The sequence below is a fragment of the Flavitalea flava genome (assembly GCF_054461575.1).
Genome location: NZ_JBTLQH010000002.1, coordinates 20,820 through 38,206, shown reverse-complemented (window position 1 = coordinate 38,206; position 17,387 = coordinate 20,820). Strand labels below are relative to the sequence as shown.

Genomic DNA, 17,387 nt, shown 5'->3' with positions numbered 1-17,387 from the left:
CGAGCAAATTATTAACCAACAAACCACTGCAATTTATGCAAAAAAAATGGCAATTATCTGCCGAACAAACAAAAACGCTGTTAGTGATGAAGCTGACTTTATTATTGTTGACAACGGCCATTCTTTCGTCGCATGCCAGCGGAATTGCCCAGACCGTCACGCTTTCAGGGAAGAACATGCCGCTGCAAAAAGTTTTTTCGGCCATAGAGCGGCAGACGGCCTTTGTGGTGTTTGGGAATATCAGTGCACTGGAGCATAGCGTTCCGGTGTCGGTGAACGTACATAACATGCCACTGACCGAATTTTTAAATCTGGTGTTGAGTGACCAACCGATGAGCTATACTATCGAAGGGAAAACGATCATGTTGTCTTCAAGGGTGTCGAATGGAGACTCAGTGAATGTCCCCGATATTACCGATGCGCCTCCGTTGCCGATCACCGGTCGTATCACGGATTCCTTGGGCACTCCCTTATCAGGGGCTACAGTGACAGTCCGTGGCAAGCACGGTATTGCCATCACTGATGCAGAAGGCAGGTTTACGATCCAGGCAGCACCCGGAGAAACGATTTTGATCTCTTATGTCGGCTATGAGATGGGGACCTATAAGGTGCCTCGGGACCCCAAAGCATTCTTATTTGCATTGCGTCCTTCTGCAGTGCAGATGAAAGACGTGACAGTCGTTTTTAATACAGGATATCAGGTGTTGTCGAAGGAAAGGACGACAGGAAGTTTTGCTGAGGTCGACAACAAGCTGTTCAACAGGCGGATCGGCACGGATGTGCTCAGTAGGCTGGAGGGGGTGGTGCCGGGGCTGTTATTTAATACCAATACCATCAGGAAGGAGAGCGAGGGCATCGATCTCAGCATCCGCGGACTGAGCACGCTTTATGCAGATGATCAGCCACTGGTGGTGGTAGATAATTTTCCTTATGATGGCGATATCAAAAATCTCAATCCAAACGACGTCGAGAGCATTACGGTGCTGAAAGATGCAGCCGCGGCTTCCGTGTGGGGGGTACGGTCAGGTAACGGAGTGATCGTGATCACGACTAAAAAAGGCCGTCAATCCCAAAAACTGTCGGTTGAGTTCGCAGGGAATGTCACCATAGGGGACAGGCCGAATCTATATTATGATAGTAAAATAATGCCAGCCAGCGATTATGTCGATCTGGAGCAGGAGCTTTTCAAAAGGGGCATCTACGACTCAAAACTTAGCAGTCCGTATTTCGACCCAGTCACGCCTGTAGTGCAGATCCTGGCTGATCAACGGGCGGGCCTGATCTCCGCGGAGAAGGCTAAATCCCAGATTGATGCCTACCGGGGATATGATGTACGTCAACAGCTGAGCAAGTATTTTTTTCAGAAATCGATCAGTCAGCAATATGCTATGAACCTGCGGGGTGGGGGTGCCAGCAGCGATTATTTCTTCTCTTTGGGCCTGGATAATAACCGGACCAATATGACAGGTAACAGATCAAAGCGTAATACCCTGTCGGGCAGCTATAATTTTTATCCTCTGAAGAACCTTGTGTTTTCGACTAAGGTCTACTATGTGCAAAATACGTTGAGGAACAACGATGTTGCCAGTGATCTTACCAATGGCCAACGGGCCCTCTATCCCTACGAACAGTTTGTGGATGGAAGTGGTCATGCAATGGCCGTCGCCAGAGATTATTCGACTCATTTTTCAGACTCCGTCAGCAATAATGGTGTCTACCAAGATTGGCATTATCGTCCTTATGATGAACTGAATAATGCTGACAATGTCACGACCTCCACCGAAGCTCGCCTGAACCTTGGGTTGAAATATACTATTCTAAAGGGACTTAACGCTGAGCTGAATTTTCAATACCAGCAGATGAGCGCAGCTATAAACCAAAATTATAGCGTAGCCAGCTATTATGCCAGGGATCTGATCAATGGTTATACCCAGGTTGACAACAATAGTAATGTCACCCATCCTGTGCCTGTCGGAGGTATACTCCAGCTGACGAACACCGAACGGGTCGCAAGGCATTTCAGGGGGTTGCTGAATTACGATCGTACCTGGGGAGACCACCAGGTGACATTGCTGGGGGGCACGGAGGTTAGCCAGGACCGCTACAAGGACAATACCAGCCGCTTTTATGGATATGATAAGCAGACAGGCAATAGCTTCACCAATATAGATTATTCGACCCCTTACCCCGTCACTCCCCGCGGATATAGCCAACAGGTCCCGAATAATCCTTATGGATTCTCAGGAACTTTGGACCGGTACATCAATTATTTTGGGATAGCGGGCTATACTTATGGGAAGCGCTATACGGTAACCTACAGCGTTCGAAAGGACAAATCAAACCTTTTCGGTGTTAATACCAACCAGAAAGGAGTGCCGTTGTATTCGATCGGGGGAGCCTGGGAGTTAAACAGGGAAAAGTTCTTCAAGATCCCATGGCTGCCATACCTGCGTGTGAAAGGGTCTTATGGTTATACAGCCAATATCAATAAGAGTTCGACAGCGTTTACCACGTTGCGATTATTGGGATCGTCACCTTATTCCGGTGTTCCATCCATGCAGGTAACAAGTCCCGGGAATTCCGACCTGCGTTGGGAGAGATCACGGATCGTCAATACGGGATTTGAATTTGGAACGAAGGACAAAGTGCTGACGGGCACCGTCGAATATTACTTTAAAAAGGGGCTCGATTTGTTTGGTGACGCGTCCATCGCTCCATCCAGCGGATTTACTACTTTTTTCGGCAATACAGCCAGCATCCGGGGGCATGGGTTGGATATTTCTCTCAGCAGCAGAAATCTGAGCTATAAAAATTTTACCTGGCTGACCAACCTGCAATTACAAACGGTATCTGACGTGGTTGCGAAATACGATGTTGCGTTGAACCCATCATCATATGTTTATGCCAGTGCAAGTAATCTATATCCGACGACGGGCAGACCCATATATGCGCTGTATAGTTATCGATGGGCTGGTCTGGATCACGCGACGGGCGATCCCTTAGGATATGTTGGTAAAAGCGTTAGCAAGGACTATAATACCATTTTGTACAGTACCCCATTCGACAGCCTGGTCCACAATGGATCGGCCAGGCCGACTTTATCCGGCTCTTTCCGGAACACGTTTGTTTATAAAGGATTTACCTTGTCTGCCAACCTGATATATAAGTTCAATTATTATTTCAGGCGGGCATCTTACAGCCCGGCATCGCTGCCCGATCGATTCCAGGCAGATTACTATAAGAGATGGCAGAAGCCGGGTGACGAATTGCATACGAATGTCATGTCTTTTCAATATCCTCCCGCCGACTACTACCGCGAGAGCTTCTATGCCAACTCCTCTGCCCTGGTCGAAAAGGCGGATCATATCCGGCTGCAGGACGTAAGTCTTTCCTATGATCTGGACAAGGTGCAGGCCAAAAAAATGCCTTTCAGCCACCTCCAGCTGAACGTCTATGCGAATAACCTCGGCATTATCTGGCGGGCAAACCATTCCCATGTAGACCCGGATCTGGCGCAGACCCTGACGACTGCCCTGCCTGTACCCAAGACATACGCATTTGGCATCAAAGCAAACTTCTAAAACTATTGTATGACCTATCAATCTATACGCCCGTATTCATTTTTTATAATCTGTGCATTCATTTTGGCTATTGCGGGCTGCAAAAAAGAGGATGAATTCCTGGATGCAAAGCCCAAGGATGATCTTGTTATACCTAGCAGCTTATCGGATCTTCAATCCCTATTGCAGAATGAATCTACGTTCAACACCAATTCTCCCGCCATGGGACAGGTTTCTTCCGATGAAGGATATGTGCAGACCAAAGATCTGGGCGATCTGGCCTATTTCGAGATCAATGAACTGACCTGGGCGCCATTTACGTACAATCCCAATGGATATGATTATGATTGGGTATCGGGTTATGCCACCATTTACAGTGCAAATGTGATTTTGGATGTGTTGCCCGGTATTGCCTATTCAACTGCTGAAAAAGCCAGCCATGACCAGATCATGGGGGGGGCGCTCTTTTTCCGGGCAAATGTATTATTCAACTTATTGCAGATCTATTCGATGCCCTACGATCCGGTGAATTCGGCAACGGATCTGGGCATTCCTTTACGCAAACATGCGGACATCAATGAAAAACCTGTCCGTGCTACAGTAGAAGAATGTTATGATCAGATCATCCATGACCTGGAAACGGCAGAAACGCTTCTGCCGGCAGCCACGCCGTCCAAAACGGTCCCTTCACAGCTGATAGCCAGGGCCTTGCTGGCAAGGATTTATCTAACGAGAGCCGAATATCCGAAGGCCTACATCTATGCAGACAGTTGTCTGAGACAATTTTCTGTGCTTACTGATTACAATTCATTACAACCTGATTCCCGTACGCTCAGCGATCATTTTCTGGAAGAGGACGTCTTTCATACGATCATGAACGGAACATATCCAATCTCTCCTAATAGTATAGCGGTTATGGACTCTACGGTATATTGGTCCTATGACAATAATGATCTGCGTAAGTCTTATTTTGCCCTGATCCGAAATGGACTGCCATACTACACAGGGACCTATGATTACAAGGGTTATAATTATAGCGGCATTTCCAATGATGAACTATACCTGATCAGGGCCGAATGCAACGCCAGGGCCGGAAATACGGACGCAGCTATCGGAGATGTAAATACGTTGTTGGTCAAACGTTGGAAGACGGGTACATTCGTACCTTACACAGCCTCCTCGGCTGAAGCGGCATTGGACCTAATCCTCCTCGAAAGACGGAAAGAATTACTTTATAGAGGTACCCGCTGGATGGATCTGCGTAGGCTGAATAAGGAGCCACAGCGGGCGATCACGCTGACAAGGATACTCAACGGAGTGACCTACACGCTGCCCCCGAATGACCTAAGATACGCGTTTCTTCTGCCCGATACAGAGATCCGCCTTGGCGGTGTACCACAGAATCCACGCTGATAAGAGCCTTATAATTCTTATACAACAATTTAAAAATACTTTTTTATGAGAGTAATGGCATTGTCGTGTCTTTTATTGATCGTTTCTCATATAGTGGTGGCGGCTGAAAAGCCGGCCATCATAACAGGTACGGTCTATCAATTGAATGATGGAGACAGCATGTTGCTGACCTTGTATGGATACGGTATTTCAGGTAACCAGGATTATGAACAGGTTTTGTTCACTACGGTGTATAATCACCGATTCAAATTTACGGCGCAGCTTGAACATGCCAGTTATTTTCGACTGGCTCCCAAGACACTCTCGCCACTGGGTATCTCCCGGTACCTATTGGAGAGCGGCGATGAGATCGATGTAGACTTTGGGGATAAAGACGTGGTAATTACCCGTTATTTCGATAGGACGGGTTATGATACCAGGAACAGAATTCCGTTTCAATTTTTGGGCAAGGGCGCCGGGAAGTACGCCATAATCAAGACACTCAATGAATGGCCGGACGTATATGATCCTACTATGTCCGATGGGCAGCAATTTGCTGCCTTCCGTAAGCGATACGATTCGGTCTGCCTGGAAAAATTGAGGTATTTGTCCGGTAAGCGATCGTTATTGTCATCTGAAGTATATGATATGCTGGAAGCCGATCTGCTGTCAGCGATCGTCCGTCCTTATAGGATCACCAGGGAAAACTACAAGGTGATCGTGGATGGGATCTCCCTTTACCATGATCAGGGACTGGTAGAGATGGCCTTGTTGGCGCTAAGCCATAATACGATGGCGCCTTATTGTCGTCAATTTGGGGAAGCTGTCATCAATAGGGAAAAGGCCCGATGTCTTTGTGGAGCGGAGCCTGACAGCAGCCTGGCGCTGAAGGTAAGTGTACAGTTGGCTGATCGCTACACGGGTGTTCAAAGGGACATGCTACTCAGCAGCCTCGTGTTTGAATACAGGAATTCAGGCACGACAGATCTGGGTCCGCTGGTCGATAATGCGCTGAAATATGTTAAAATAGCGGCATTTACTCAATTTTTAGAGCATATCAGATCTGGCCGAACGAAAGGAAGTGTGGCTTACCCTTTTGCCTTACCCGATGTTTCTGGCCGGATGAGGAGGCTGAGCGAGTTCCGGGGTAAAGTCGTGGTTTTGGACTTTTTCTACACGGGTTGCGGCGCTTGTAGGTTCCTGGCGCCAAAGCTTAAGGCAATAGAGGAAGATTATGAAATGAAGGATGTCGTTTTTATCAGTGTAAGCATCGATCGCCAGAAAGCCCAGTGGATACAAAGCGTCAATTCGAAGGTCTATACGAGCCCCGATATAATAAACCTGTATACGGACGGGCAAATGGAGGGTCATGAGATGATCAGGCGGTACTATGTTTCGGGCTATCCTACACTGATACTGGTAGACAAGAATGGTAAGATATGTGCCAATCCGATCAGTCCGAATGAAGATGGCGGAACTGATCTGAAGCGGATCTTAGATGGCGCATTGGAGATTCAATAGACATAAATCGTGTCGTGCAGACCGAGCTATGGAGCCCCGCTAAACGCGGGGCTCACTTGTATATATTGCCTGGTTGAGATCCTGCTGTGAAGAAGGGCGACAAATTCCCCGGGAGAGAGGCAGACAATGGTGCTTACCGTACCGCCATCTCCAGTTGCTTCGACCTCGACATAGAGGTGGCACTACTATTTATTGATTTATCTTTTCGGTCTTGAAAGGTTTTACCCTTGCGCTCCGAGATCGATTTGGCTCAATCCCGATGTGCTGCCTGCCAATCACATTCCCCCAAATTGAGATAACCACGTCCGTCCTGTCGCTAGATGTGCTGGAAACTATAACTGCAATGAAATCCCCCCCCGTCAAAAGATTCGGCTAATTCCTCTTGAGAACACTCCTGCGATAGCTTTTTGTAACTCATGGTAAACACTTTTTAATTATTGCTTGTAACCTGGCATCTTCTAAGAACAATTGCGGTCCTCCGTCCAGCATGCCATATTTACTTTTTACAATCGGTTATTAGATTTTAAGCTTTTGTTTCCACCAACAATTTACAGGTATTTTCCATTGTCGGTCTGAAGAATAAACCTATAATCCCAAAATACCGGGTAGCCTGTTATTCCGGTTTCATCGCGATAAATATATATATTCTTGAGGTAGCATTGATATATTGGCTAATAAACGTTTTATACATTAATTGTAATTCGTACAATTTCGGTTTTTGCGCTTCATTTAATTTTAGTCCGGCGGAACGGTCTCCTCGAAAATTTTGTCAGGGGTAATTTCCTCCGATATATGCTTTTCTGGCGACCTGCATTATAATTCTTATTTAATGATTTAATTCATTTTTTATCTTATTTTTGCATCAAATCAGTAATATATTTCCGATGAAAGTAAGCGAAATTGGTAATTCAATTAGGTTTAGAAGAGAATTTTTGAATCTCCGGCAGGAAGATCTGTCGGAAATATCAGGGGTAACCCCAAAAACCATTCATCTGATAGAATCCGGGGCTGGTAATCCTTCTGTAAAAACGCTGGAAAAACTGGGAACCGTGTTAGGCATGGAGTTGATCATCCGGATTAAACAACCTAAATGATGAAAAGGGGATATGTATACTATAATGGTTTGCTCGCGGGTCACCTCGAAAAAAGAGGGCCGGATGACTATATTTTTGTGTACGGGAACAGCTACTTCGCAGATCCATCAAAGCCTTCAATTAGCCTTAGTTTACCTAAAACACATCGTGAGTACCAAAGTAAAGTGTTGTTCTCATTTTTTTTGGGGTTATTATCAGAAGGAATAAATAAAGACATTCAATGCCGCCTCTTGAAAATTGATGAAAATGACGATTTCACACGCCTGCTGAAAACAGCAGGAGATGATACAATTGGTGCGATCACCGTAAAAGAAATCAATGAATGACATGAAATGCTTCGGATGTTATAAGAAAAATGTTGAAGGTTATTGCCTCTCCTGTCGCAAAAAACTGTTTGATGGGGCAAGGGTTAGTCATATTCTACCCTTTGACGAGCCCAAAGCAGAAAATCTTAATATCTACCAGGAGAAAACAAAACGACTTTCCATATCCGGGGTACAGTTAAAGTATTCTCTAAGACTAGACGGAAATAATTTATTACTGACAGATAAAGGAGGCCAATATATTTTAAAACCCATTCCCCCCTCTGCTCAAATTACCGAAACCCGCCAGGCACCTGAAAATGAGCATTTGACTATGCAGATTGCAGATCAGGTATTTGGTATAAAGACGGCGGAGAATGCGCTGATTTACTTTTCTGACGGATCACCTGGATATATCACCAGGCGCTTCGATGTGAAGCCGGATGGCACGAAATACCTCCAGGAAGATATGGCTCAGATCAGTGGAAGAAGCAAACAGACATACGGCGAAAATTTTAAGTATGATGGAACTTATGAAGATATTGGTAGACTAATCAGCCAATATGTGGCTGCTTATCAACCGGCCTTGGAAATTTATTTCCGGTTGCTTTTGTATAATTATATCTTTTCCAATGGAGACGCTCATTTCAAAAATTTTTCCCTTATTCAAACGGACATGAGTGATTATGGTTTGTCTCCTGCTTATGACCTAATGAGTACCGTATTGCACAACCCACTGGAATCAGATACGGCCCTTGATCTGTATCAAGGAGATGCGGAGGGTGAATTTTACTGTAAACATGGCTATTTTGGCAAACCTGAGTTTAAAATATTAGCCGGGAAATTGGGCCTTTTGCCAACGAGATCAGATCGTATTCTAAAACTTCTCCTATCAGAAAAAGATAGGGTCATGGAAATGATTAAGGAATCCTTCTTAAGTGATGAAGTGAAAGTAAAATATGCCAGTGCCTACACGGATAAAATAAGACGCATGGAAATTTAAAGAAAGCCGTATTCTTTTTTTTGAGAGCCACAAACTAATCCATCGGGTTTTGGGGCACTCTTTATAAAACAAACGAAATGGGATGAATATCATTTTGTTTAATTATTATTGCTATATCCTTGGTTAAGGAAGGTGGGGTTATTATCTGGTTATAAATGGCTGATTAGTGAGCGATACTTCTATATATAATGATGAGGCTTTGCTGGAAAAATTAAAAGCGGGCCATGAATGGGCTTTTACCCGAATTTACGAACGGTATTGGCAGAAACTGTATGTAGTCGCCTATCGACGGCTGGGATCGAAGCCCGCAGCCGAAGATGTGGTGCATGAAGTATTTGCCAGCCTCTGGAAAAATAAAGAACAGACCGATATCCGTTCCTTGTACGCCTACCTTTCTGCCGCCACCCGGTACGCCGTTTTCAATGAATTAGCCAAATACGAAAAACAAATCGGCATTTCCCTATCCAATGCCTCCGTGACGGAGACGACCCTTAATGATGCCATAGATTTCAGATTCCTGCAACAAATGATCACCGGGGAAGTCAACCGGCTACCTGAAAAATGTAAATTAGTCTTCCAGTACAGCCGGCAGAGCGGACTGTCTAATAAACAAATTGCCAAAGAAATGGGCATATCTGAAAAGTCCGTTGAGAAACATATTACCAAAGCCCTCACCAAATTGCGTCTTCAGCTAAAACACTATCTCCATTTACTTCTTTTATAGATTGCCTGTCTTATCGATAGACTGTCTTATAGATTGCCTGTCTTATAGATAGCTTGTCTTATTTATGGCCGATGTTAGGATAGCCCGCTTTTTTAATAGCCAACAATTTTTTTCCGGTGAGGTAGGGTTCCAGACCTTATTCCATACTTATATGGTATAGCCATTAAGATTGCCTTGATATGACCCAGGAAGAACTATCCATATTAGCACAGAAATACCTCTCCGGGCAAGCCACGGAGGTGGAAAAGCGAATGCTCAATGAGTGGTATTATGACAATCCGTCGGAGGGGGAATGGGTTGCGCAGATACCCGCAGAAGAAGGAGAGGATGTTATCCAATTGGAGCAAAAAATGAAGAACCGGTTATTCAATTACCTGGAGTTAGGGTCCGGCAGGGCACAAGGGATCTTACGAACCTTGGAGTTGGAAAAGAACCTGCCGGCCCGATCCAGGCGGAAGTTCCCCGCCTATTGGGCAGCAGCAGCCTTGCTGATCTTATGTTTGGTATCGGGGCTTGTCTATCATCAGCGTCATGCGACAACTGGTGTGGATATTGCTCCCGGCAGCAATAAGGCGGAATTGACCCTGGCCGACGGGTCGAAGATTTTATTAGACAGCAGCCGGAGCGGGATCCTTGTTCAGCAAGGCAATACCAGCGTACAACAGACCGCCAAAGGAACACTAGCCTACCATTCCTTACCTGCCAGGGCTGATGCCGAAGTGCTGTATAATCTATTGTCGGTTCCACGGGGCGGACAATACCGGCTGGAATTACCCGACGGGAGCAGCGTATGGCTGAATGCGACCTCTTCCATCCGGTATCCGGTAGCTTTCGGAGGCAAAGAACGACTGGTAGAGATGAAGGGAGAAGCCTATTTTGAAATAACCCCCGATCCTTCCAGACCATTTAAGGTAAAGGTTGCGGACAGGGAAGAAATTGAGGTGCTGGGTACGCAGTTTAATGTCAATGCCTATGAAGATGAAACCATTTTGTATACGACCTTATTGCAGGGCAGGATCAGGGTCGCCGCCTCTGGCAATCCATCGGGCGTATCTCCCAAGCCAGGTCAGCAGACACTCCTGGATAAGAGCGGACAGATACAGGTTAACGAAGGGGCGGATGAAGAAGCCGTGATGGCCTGGAAAAAGGGCATGTTCGTCTTTAATAACGAGGATATTGGAAGTATTATGCGACAGATGGAGAGATGGTACGATGTGAAAGTTCACTACGAAGGAAAGGTAGAGGATAAAACCTTTACCGGCCAGATATCCCGATACGCACAGGTATCGCAAGTATTAAAAATGCTTGAATTGACACAGGACATTCATTTTAAAGTGGAAGCAAACGAAATTACGGTAAGGCCATAAAAAAATAAGGTTAAATAGCTGTCGGCGGACACAAAAAACCGGGAGAGATTAGGGCCTCTCCCGGCGAATAGTGTTCAGGCCTGACTGTGCAAACAATGCAGAGAGACTTCACTACGATTTATTTACATGATTCATTAACCTAAACTAGACGAAGGTATGAAATTGACCATCAAAACGCGACTGATTATGAGAATTGCGTTGGTATTGCTGTTCGGGTCCCTGCTACAGGCAAGGGCGGACGGAATAGCTCAACAAATCACCCTGTCTGAAAAAAATGTCTCCCTGGAAAAAGTTTTCAGGATCATACATGTTCAGACCGGCTATCTGTTCCTGTATAGCGACCGGCAGATGAAGAAAGCAGGGAAGATAGACATCGAGGCAGACCATGCATCGCTGGAAGAGGTATTGCAGAAATGCTTCAAAGGCCAGCCGTTGACTTACACCATTTCCGAAAAGACCATTATCATCAAAGCCGCGGAGGAGCCGGTCATGCCGGTCGTGGTAGCGCCCTTGCCGCCGGCCCTCATCAACGGGAAAGTCATAGACGCCCGGGGAAACCCGGTGACAGGCGCCTCCGTGTATAACAAGAAAACCAAACGGGGAACCACCACGGATAAAGAAGGTGTTTTTCATATTTATGGCAGCGAAGGAGATGAGCTGGAAATTACCTTTGTGGGATATAAGGCTGATGTATTTAAAGCGAGCGGTAATGGAATGAACGTTAGCATTACATTGCAACAAGAGATGGCCAGCTTGTCCGAAACGGTCATCATCGGTTATGGGTCCACCCGGAAAAAAGACGTTACGGGATCGCTGGCGGTCGTTTCTTCCAAAGACATTGAAAACATTCCCTTTACTACCTTGGACAATGCCCTGGCCGGAAAGGTGGCGGGCGTTCAGGTTACGAAATCGGATGGTTCCCCGGGCGGAGCAGTACGTATCAGGGTCCGCGGAGCCACCTCGCTTTTAGGGGGCAATACTCCCCTTTATGTGATCGATGGGGTTCCCTTAGAGGTGCAATCGAATTACATCTCACCCGGGTTCGATCTGATTAGTCCCCTGGGAAATGCCGTCCAGGGCAGCAATGGGCTGAATATAAGTATGTCTACTTCTTTTGTAAACGGATTAAACAACCTGGGCGGATTAAACGTAGACGATATAGAATCCATTACTATTCTTAAAGATGCCTCTTCTACGGCCATTTACGGATCTAAAGCGGCCAATGGGGTAGTCCTGATTACTACCAAACGGGGTAAGAAGGATATGAAGCCCCAGATCACAGTTGGTTATTATGGCACAGGTACGACCCCCATCAACCCCAAACTGCTCAATAAGACACAATACGAGAAATTATTGACCGAGGCCGCACAGAATGATTACGACTATCACCAGACCGCAGGCTACCCTGCTCCGGACAACGTGGATGCCATTTTGAACCATCCTTCTTCTTTTTTTGGAAAGGGGAACACCGACTGGCTTAAGACCGTAACCCGGAATACCTATTCCAGTAATGTGCAGCTTGCCGTCCAGGGCGGCAGTGCAACCTCCAGGTATTATACCTCGATCGGCTATAATAGTACTCCCGGCGTGGTCCTGGGAAGCAGTTATCAACGCATTTCCGGCAAGGTAAATCTGGAAAATGAAATCGGCAGCCAGTTTCATTTTTATACCAATATCGATCTCGGGTATACCAGCCAAAATATAACCAACGGCGCCTTTGGCCAGGCGCTTCACGCAAGACCTGATTATTCCCCATATGATTCTGCAGGTACCTTTGCCAATTTTGCCTCACAGGGCGCCATCTACCAGGGATTTCAAAATCCGCTGGCCCTTACCGCCGCCATCAATGCCTCGAAGACACTGAGCCTTCTGGGTTCTCTTTCGGCCCAATACGATTTTACCCATGACCTGAAATTTAAAAGCACCGTGTCCCTGAACATGCGTCAATACAACCAGCGTAACTATGTACCCAGCTATCTGCAGGTTGGCAGCTATAGCGGAACCCTTAGTGCCGGGGAGGGTATCGGTAGTAATTCCAACAGTAATTTTAATGATTGGTTCTTTGAGAACACCCTGACATATGATAAAAAGTTTAATGAAAAAAACAGCCTGAATGTCCTGGCGGGAACTTCTTATGAGACGACGAAGACTAGCTTCTTCAGCGCCACGGGTCAGGGATTTCCCAATGACAATGTCCTGAACAGTCTCTCTTCGGCGGGGACCCCCTTGTATGTCAGAGGGGATGATCCGGGAAAACCACAGAGCTATTTATTATCTTTTTATCTCCGGGCCAATTATACCTACCTGGACAAATACCTGTTCACCTTTACCGGCAGATCGGACGGTTCTTCCAAATTCGGACCGGATAATAAATTCGGCTATTTCCCTTCGGGCGCCGTTGCCTGGCGGATTTCCAAAGAAGACTTCCTTCGGAATGTACCCTGGATAGATGATATCAAGCTCCGGGGCAGCTATGGACTGACGGGTACCCAGAATATCAATGATCAGATGTACCGTACGTTATATACGCCGTATACCTATAATGGTAACAATGCCCTTGTGCCGACGCAGTTAGGGAATCCGGCCATCAAATGGGAGACGACCAGGCAAACGGATGCAGGGCTGGATCTTTCTTTTTTCAAAGGCCGTTTGCAAGGTACTTTTGACTATTATAATAAACAGACGGATGACGCCTTGTTGTCCCTGCCCTTAGCACCCAGTTCCTCTTATCCTTCGTTACTGCAAAATATAGCAGGTATCAGGAACAGGGGAGTGGAACTTTCTCTACAGGGAGATCTTATCCATACCCGGAATTTCCGGTGGAATGCTTCCATAAATATTACCTGGAACAAGTCCCTGGTGACAAAACTGGATCCTACCGCAGATATCTCCCAGATAGGCAGTCTGACCGGTCTGGAATATGGCGGCGCCAACATGGCCCTGGTGAAGGGACAACCGTTGGGACTGATTACGGGCATGAAGGTCACCGGCATAATTAAGACAAAGGCGCAACTGGACGATTACACTACCCGGCTAGGATCCATGGCCGGTTCTTTTGGTTATCTGAGCATCGGAGACCCTATGTTTTTGCTGGACACGGTTTCTTATGCGGCGAATGGAGGATCCTATCCTTATTTTAATGCAGTCATTGCCAGCGCCGCTCCGAAATACTTCGGCGGCATTACCCAGGAGTTTTCCTACAAACATATTGATCTGAATTTCTATTTCACCTTTTCACAAGGAGGTAAACTTTTATGGGGCGATCATGTAAATAGCATGGAGTTTGTCGGGACGGCCAACGCCAATCAGGCGATGCTCAACAGGTGGACGCCGGATAACCCGAACAGCAACCAACCCCGCCTGTTATTGAATGATGCCGTACTGTTTAATTCCAGTCTGAGCGTATTCAATTCTTCTTATATAAAGTTAAGAACAGTGACGCTGACCTACCACCTGGATAAATCAGGCTGGATGGAAAGGAAGGGAGTGAAAAACGCAGCTATTTTCCTGTCAGCGACCAACGTATTCACTATTACGAAATATCCCGGCAATGATCCTGAGACCTCCGATGATCCCTACACGGTGGGTGGCGGATATCTCGACGTAAGTAATTTTCCTCCGGTAAGAACTTTCTCCATAGGAGTAAAAGCCGGTTTTTAAACGTATAAAATGGAATATATCATGCAGCCAATAAAACGATCTATTATCATCATACTATTGCCGGCCGTTTTTTTGACGGCTTGCAAAAAACAATTGAATGTTTTTCCCACCACGCAGGAGGTAAACGGAAATGTTATTGTGGATGTCAGAAGTGCCACCACGGTTCTGAATGGTGTGTATTACCAGTTTGCCGCCTGCGGAGCCGATTACAATTCCATCCCTTCCACTTTATGGGCAGATGTAAAAGAGGGGTATGCCTCCGAATTGAGCGGTTTGTTTAATTACGGTTACGGAGGGGGAAGCGAGCTGACTTCACACACGTATAAGGCGCCCAGTTCCGAGGCGCAGACTATGTGGACCTATGGATACAACATTGTAAACGCAGCGAATGGATTCCTGGAAAATATTGCTCCTGTAAAAACCATACCCGATTCCATCAAAAGGGAAATGATCGCTGAAGCAAAGTTCCTCAGGGCTTATGCGGATAGTTACCTGTTGCTGCATTTCGGGCAATATTACGATCCCACCAGTCCTTACGGGATCATCCTGCACAACAAGTTTGTGACGCCCCATACGACGGGTTTGCCCAGGGCTTCGGTTGCGGAGGTATATGATTCCATCATCGCCGACATCAATAATGCCATCCCGGACCTGCCCAATACCAACAGCACCAAAGCCGCGGCCAATGGTTGGGCGGCGAAATTATTAATGGCCAGGGTATTGATCAACAGGGGAGGAGCGGGGGATTATGCCCGGGTGATCGGTCTTACCCGGGATATCATTCTGCAATCCCCCTATTCCCTGGAGGATAGCGTCAAAGATATTTTCCTGAAGGAGGGGTTAAGCAGCAATGAAGTGATCATGGGGATTCAGCCCTTTGTCTCCCCCATGCAAAGCTGGAAGTTTTTTGAATACTTCACTAAACGGCAGTATGCCCCGACGAAATTCATGAAAAGCCTGTTTGCCGGCGATCCCAGGAAGAACTGGAACTATTATATATTCGTCTCCCCCTACGGATTGGGTAACCAGGCACAGTTTTCCAAGTATTTTCCCGGAGATACAACCAACCCAATGGCAACGCCTATTATGGAGTACTCCTATGCTTTCCGGCTCACCGAGGCCTATTTGCTGGAGGCGGAGGCGCTGAATGCTTCGGGCGCAGATATGGCCACCGCAAAAGACCTGCTGAAGACCGTGATGGGGCACGCGGGGTATTCCGATTTTTCCGTCGTGGATGCACTAACAGACCAGGCAGATCTGCAGCAATTGATCATCAGGGAAGAGATGAAGAATTTTGTGGGAGAGGACGGCCAGGACTGGCTGGCCGTTAGAAGGCTGCCCTTTGCCGCCTTGCAGGCCTGGATGCCCAGCCTGCTGACTAAAGATCTTTTAATCATGCCCATACCCCAGGTGGAAATACAATCGAACGGATTGATCAAACAAAATCCCGGCTTTTAAAAAATACAAACGATGAACAAAATATTTACCCTACTGTCCCTGCTGACAGTAATGAGCGCCTATGCGCAAAATAATCCCTCCAACACCGGCCGTTTTATCCTTACCGGAAAAATAACAGGGGCGCATAAAAAATTTATCCGTTTATATTTCACGGACGGGGAAGGGAACAAAAGAAATGACAGCAGTCTGGTGGAAGAGGGCGCCTTTGTGTTTACGGGTTTGGTGAATGAACCCACCGAGGCCTACCTTTACCAGGATAGAAACAATTCGGCTACCATTTTCCTGGAACCGGACACCATGACCGTGGCACTTGTGACGGGTAATTTTGATGATGCTATAATTACCGGCTCCCGCACGCAGGACGAGCAAAACGTACTGAACCGATTGCTGCAGCCTGTTAAAGTAGATATGAAGCCTTTAAAGCAGGCCTATGATAAAGCCAATGAAGCCTATATTAAAGCTATTCAGGACAAACTTCCCGATGCCGTGCAGGACTCGATGAAGGAGAAGGCCGCCGCTATGCATAATGACTTTGAGCCATTCTATGACCGAATGGCTGCGATTTCCTATTCTTTTTTTGCACAGCATCCCCAATCTTATGTAACGGCTACCAATCTTCGGGTATATGTCGGCGGTTTATCCCTGGATTCCCTGCAACTCTTTTATGACCGTCTTGGGTCCGTTATTCAGCGGGGAGCCACCGGAAAGGCATTAGCCAAAGAAATCAGCGAACTAAGGGCGGGATCTCCGGGCAGTATGGCTGCTGATTTTACGGCGACAGACATAAAAGGGATTCCATTACATCTGTCGGACTTCAGAGGCAAATATGTCCTGCTGGATTTCTGGGCCAGCTGGTGTGTCCCCTGCAGACACGGAAACCCTCATTTGATCGGGGTGTACCGGAAATATCATGCAGATGGCTTCGACATTATAGGAGTGTCCGATGACAACTATTCCCCGTCCGCCTGGAAGGTGGCCGTTGAAAAGGATAGTATTGGTATATGGCATCACGTTCTGAGAGGGTATGATTCGAAATTGAATAGTGCCGGAAAAGAAAACCCCGCCGATATCAGTGGGAAATATGGCATTCACTCTTTGCCTACCAAGATCCTGATTGACAGGGATGGTAAGATCGTAGGAAGGTTTGATAGCGATAAGGAACCTTTGGATGTCCAACTTGCTAAAATATTCGGCCGGTAGATTGGGTTCTTCCAAAGTCGGGACGACAAGATTAACCGAAAGGTTATAATTTATTATATATCAATAGTTTGGACTAATAGGGCTTTTTGGGCCTCCGTTCAGTTCG

Annotated in this window: 11 protein-coding genes; all 11 read left to right on the top strand. The window is 46.5% G+C overall.

Annotated elements, in window-relative coordinates:
• Nucleotides 1-35 precede the first annotated feature (35 nt).
• The 11 genes from ACX0G9_RS02735 (at nt 36) to ACX0G9_RS02685 (ending at nt 17,281) form a co-directional block, all read left to right on the top strand.
• Nucleotides 36-3,581: a SusC/RagA family TonB-linked outer membrane protein gene (locus tag ACX0G9_RS02735; protein WP_459063314.1), complete on the top strand. Its 3,546-nt coding sequence runs from the start codon at nt 36-38 to the stop codon at nt 3,579-3,581.
• A gap of 9 nt (nt 3,582-3,590) precedes the next feature.
• Nucleotides 3,591-4,973, top strand: coding sequence for a RagB/SusD family nutrient uptake outer membrane protein (locus ACX0G9_RS02730; RefSeq protein WP_459063313.1), 1,383 nt, complete (start codon nt 3,591-3,593; stop codon nt 4,971-4,973).
• Between the two features lie 45 nt (nt 4,974-5,018).
• Complete coding sequence (locus ACX0G9_RS02725; RefSeq protein ID WP_459063312.1) at nt 5,019-6,473, top strand: TlpA family protein disulfide reductase; 1,455 nt, start codon at nt 5,019-5,021, stop codon at nt 6,471-6,473.
• An 884-nt stretch (nt 6,474-7,357) separates the two neighbouring features.
• Entirely contained in the window at nt 7,358-7,567 is a 210-nt protein-coding gene (locus ACX0G9_RS02720; RefSeq protein WP_459063311.1) for a helix-turn-helix domain-containing protein, read from the top strand.
• Nucleotides 7,564-7,893: a HipA N-terminal domain-containing protein gene (locus ACX0G9_RS02715; protein WP_459063310.1), complete on the top strand. Its 330-nt coding sequence runs from the start codon at nt 7,564-7,566 to the stop codon at nt 7,891-7,893. Before ACX0G9_RS02720 ends, ACX0G9_RS02715 begins: the two co-directional genes overlap by 4 nt.
• Nucleotides 7,886-8,872 (top strand): HipA domain-containing protein, encoded by a 987-nt coding sequence (locus tag ACX0G9_RS02710; protein ID WP_459063309.1) that lies wholly within the window; start codon nt 7,886-7,888, stop codon nt 8,870-8,872. The genes ACX0G9_RS02715 and ACX0G9_RS02710 overlap by 8 nt, the downstream gene beginning before the upstream one ends.
• 166 nt (nt 8,873-9,038) lie before the next feature.
• Nucleotides 9,039-9,596: an RNA polymerase sigma-70 factor gene (locus tag ACX0G9_RS02705; protein ID WP_459063308.1), complete on the top strand. Its 558-nt coding sequence runs from the start codon at nt 9,039-9,041 to the stop codon at nt 9,594-9,596.
• Between the two features lie 179 nt (nt 9,597-9,775).
• Nucleotides 9,776-10,963 carry a FecR family protein gene (locus ACX0G9_RS02700; protein ID WP_459063307.1) on the top strand — a complete coding sequence of 396 codons (1,188 nt, stop codon included), beginning with the start codon at nt 9,776-9,778 and terminating at the stop codon, nt 10,961-10,963.
• A gap of 186 nt (nt 10,964-11,149) precedes the next feature.
• A complete protein-coding gene (locus tag ACX0G9_RS02695) occupies nt 11,150-14,623 on the top strand; it encodes a TonB-dependent receptor (RefSeq protein WP_459063306.1) in 3,474 nt (1,157 codons plus the stop codon).
• A 9-nt stretch (nt 14,624-14,632) separates the two neighbouring features.
• On the top strand, nt 14,633-16,081 hold the full coding sequence (locus ACX0G9_RS02690) for a RagB/SusD family nutrient uptake outer membrane protein (protein WP_459063305.1): 1,449 nt from the start codon (nt 14,633-14,635) through the stop codon (nt 16,079-16,081).
• A gap of 12 nt (nt 16,082-16,093) precedes the next feature.
• A complete protein-coding gene (locus ACX0G9_RS02685) occupies nt 16,094-17,281 on the top strand; it encodes an AhpC/TSA family protein (RefSeq protein ID WP_459063304.1) in 1,188 nt (395 codons plus the stop codon).
• Nucleotides 17,282-17,387: the final 106 nt, after the last annotated feature.

Bases quoted from the DNA above. Each gene is read 5' to 3' on its own strand.
- ACX0G9_RS02735 (WP_459063314.1), top strand. From the start codon at position 36: ATGCAAAAAAAATGGCAATTATCTGCCGAACAAACAAAAACGCTGTTA.
- ACX0G9_RS02730 (WP_459063313.1), top strand. From the start codon at position 3,591: ATGACCTATCAATCTATACGCCCGTATTCATTTTTTATAATCTGTGCA.
- ACX0G9_RS02725 (WP_459063312.1), top strand. From the start codon at position 5,019: ATGAGAGTAATGGCATTGTCGTGTCTTTTATTGATCGTTTCTCATATA.
- ACX0G9_RS02720 (WP_459063311.1), top strand. From the start codon at position 7,358: ATGAAAGTAAGCGAAATTGGTAATTCAATTAGGTTTAGAAGAGAATTT.
- ACX0G9_RS02715 (WP_459063310.1), top strand. From the start codon at position 7,564: ATGATGAAAAGGGGATATGTATACTATAATGGTTTGCTCGCGGGTCAC.
- ACX0G9_RS02710 (WP_459063309.1), top strand. From the start codon at position 7,886: ATGAATGACATGAAATGCTTCGGATGTTATAAGAAAAATGTTGAAGGT.
- ACX0G9_RS02700 (WP_459063307.1), top strand. From the start codon at position 9,776: ATGACCCAGGAAGAACTATCCATATTAGCACAGAAATACCTCTCCGGG.
- ACX0G9_RS02695 (WP_459063306.1), top strand. From the start codon at position 11,150: ATGAGAATTGCGTTGGTATTGCTGTTCGGGTCCCTGCTACAGGCAAGG.
- ACX0G9_RS02690 (WP_459063305.1), top strand. From the start codon at position 14,633: ATGGAATATATCATGCAGCCAATAAAACGATCTATTATCATCATACTA.
- ACX0G9_RS02685 (WP_459063304.1), top strand. From the start codon at position 16,094: ATGAACAAAATATTTACCCTACTGTCCCTGCTGACAGTAATGAGCGCC.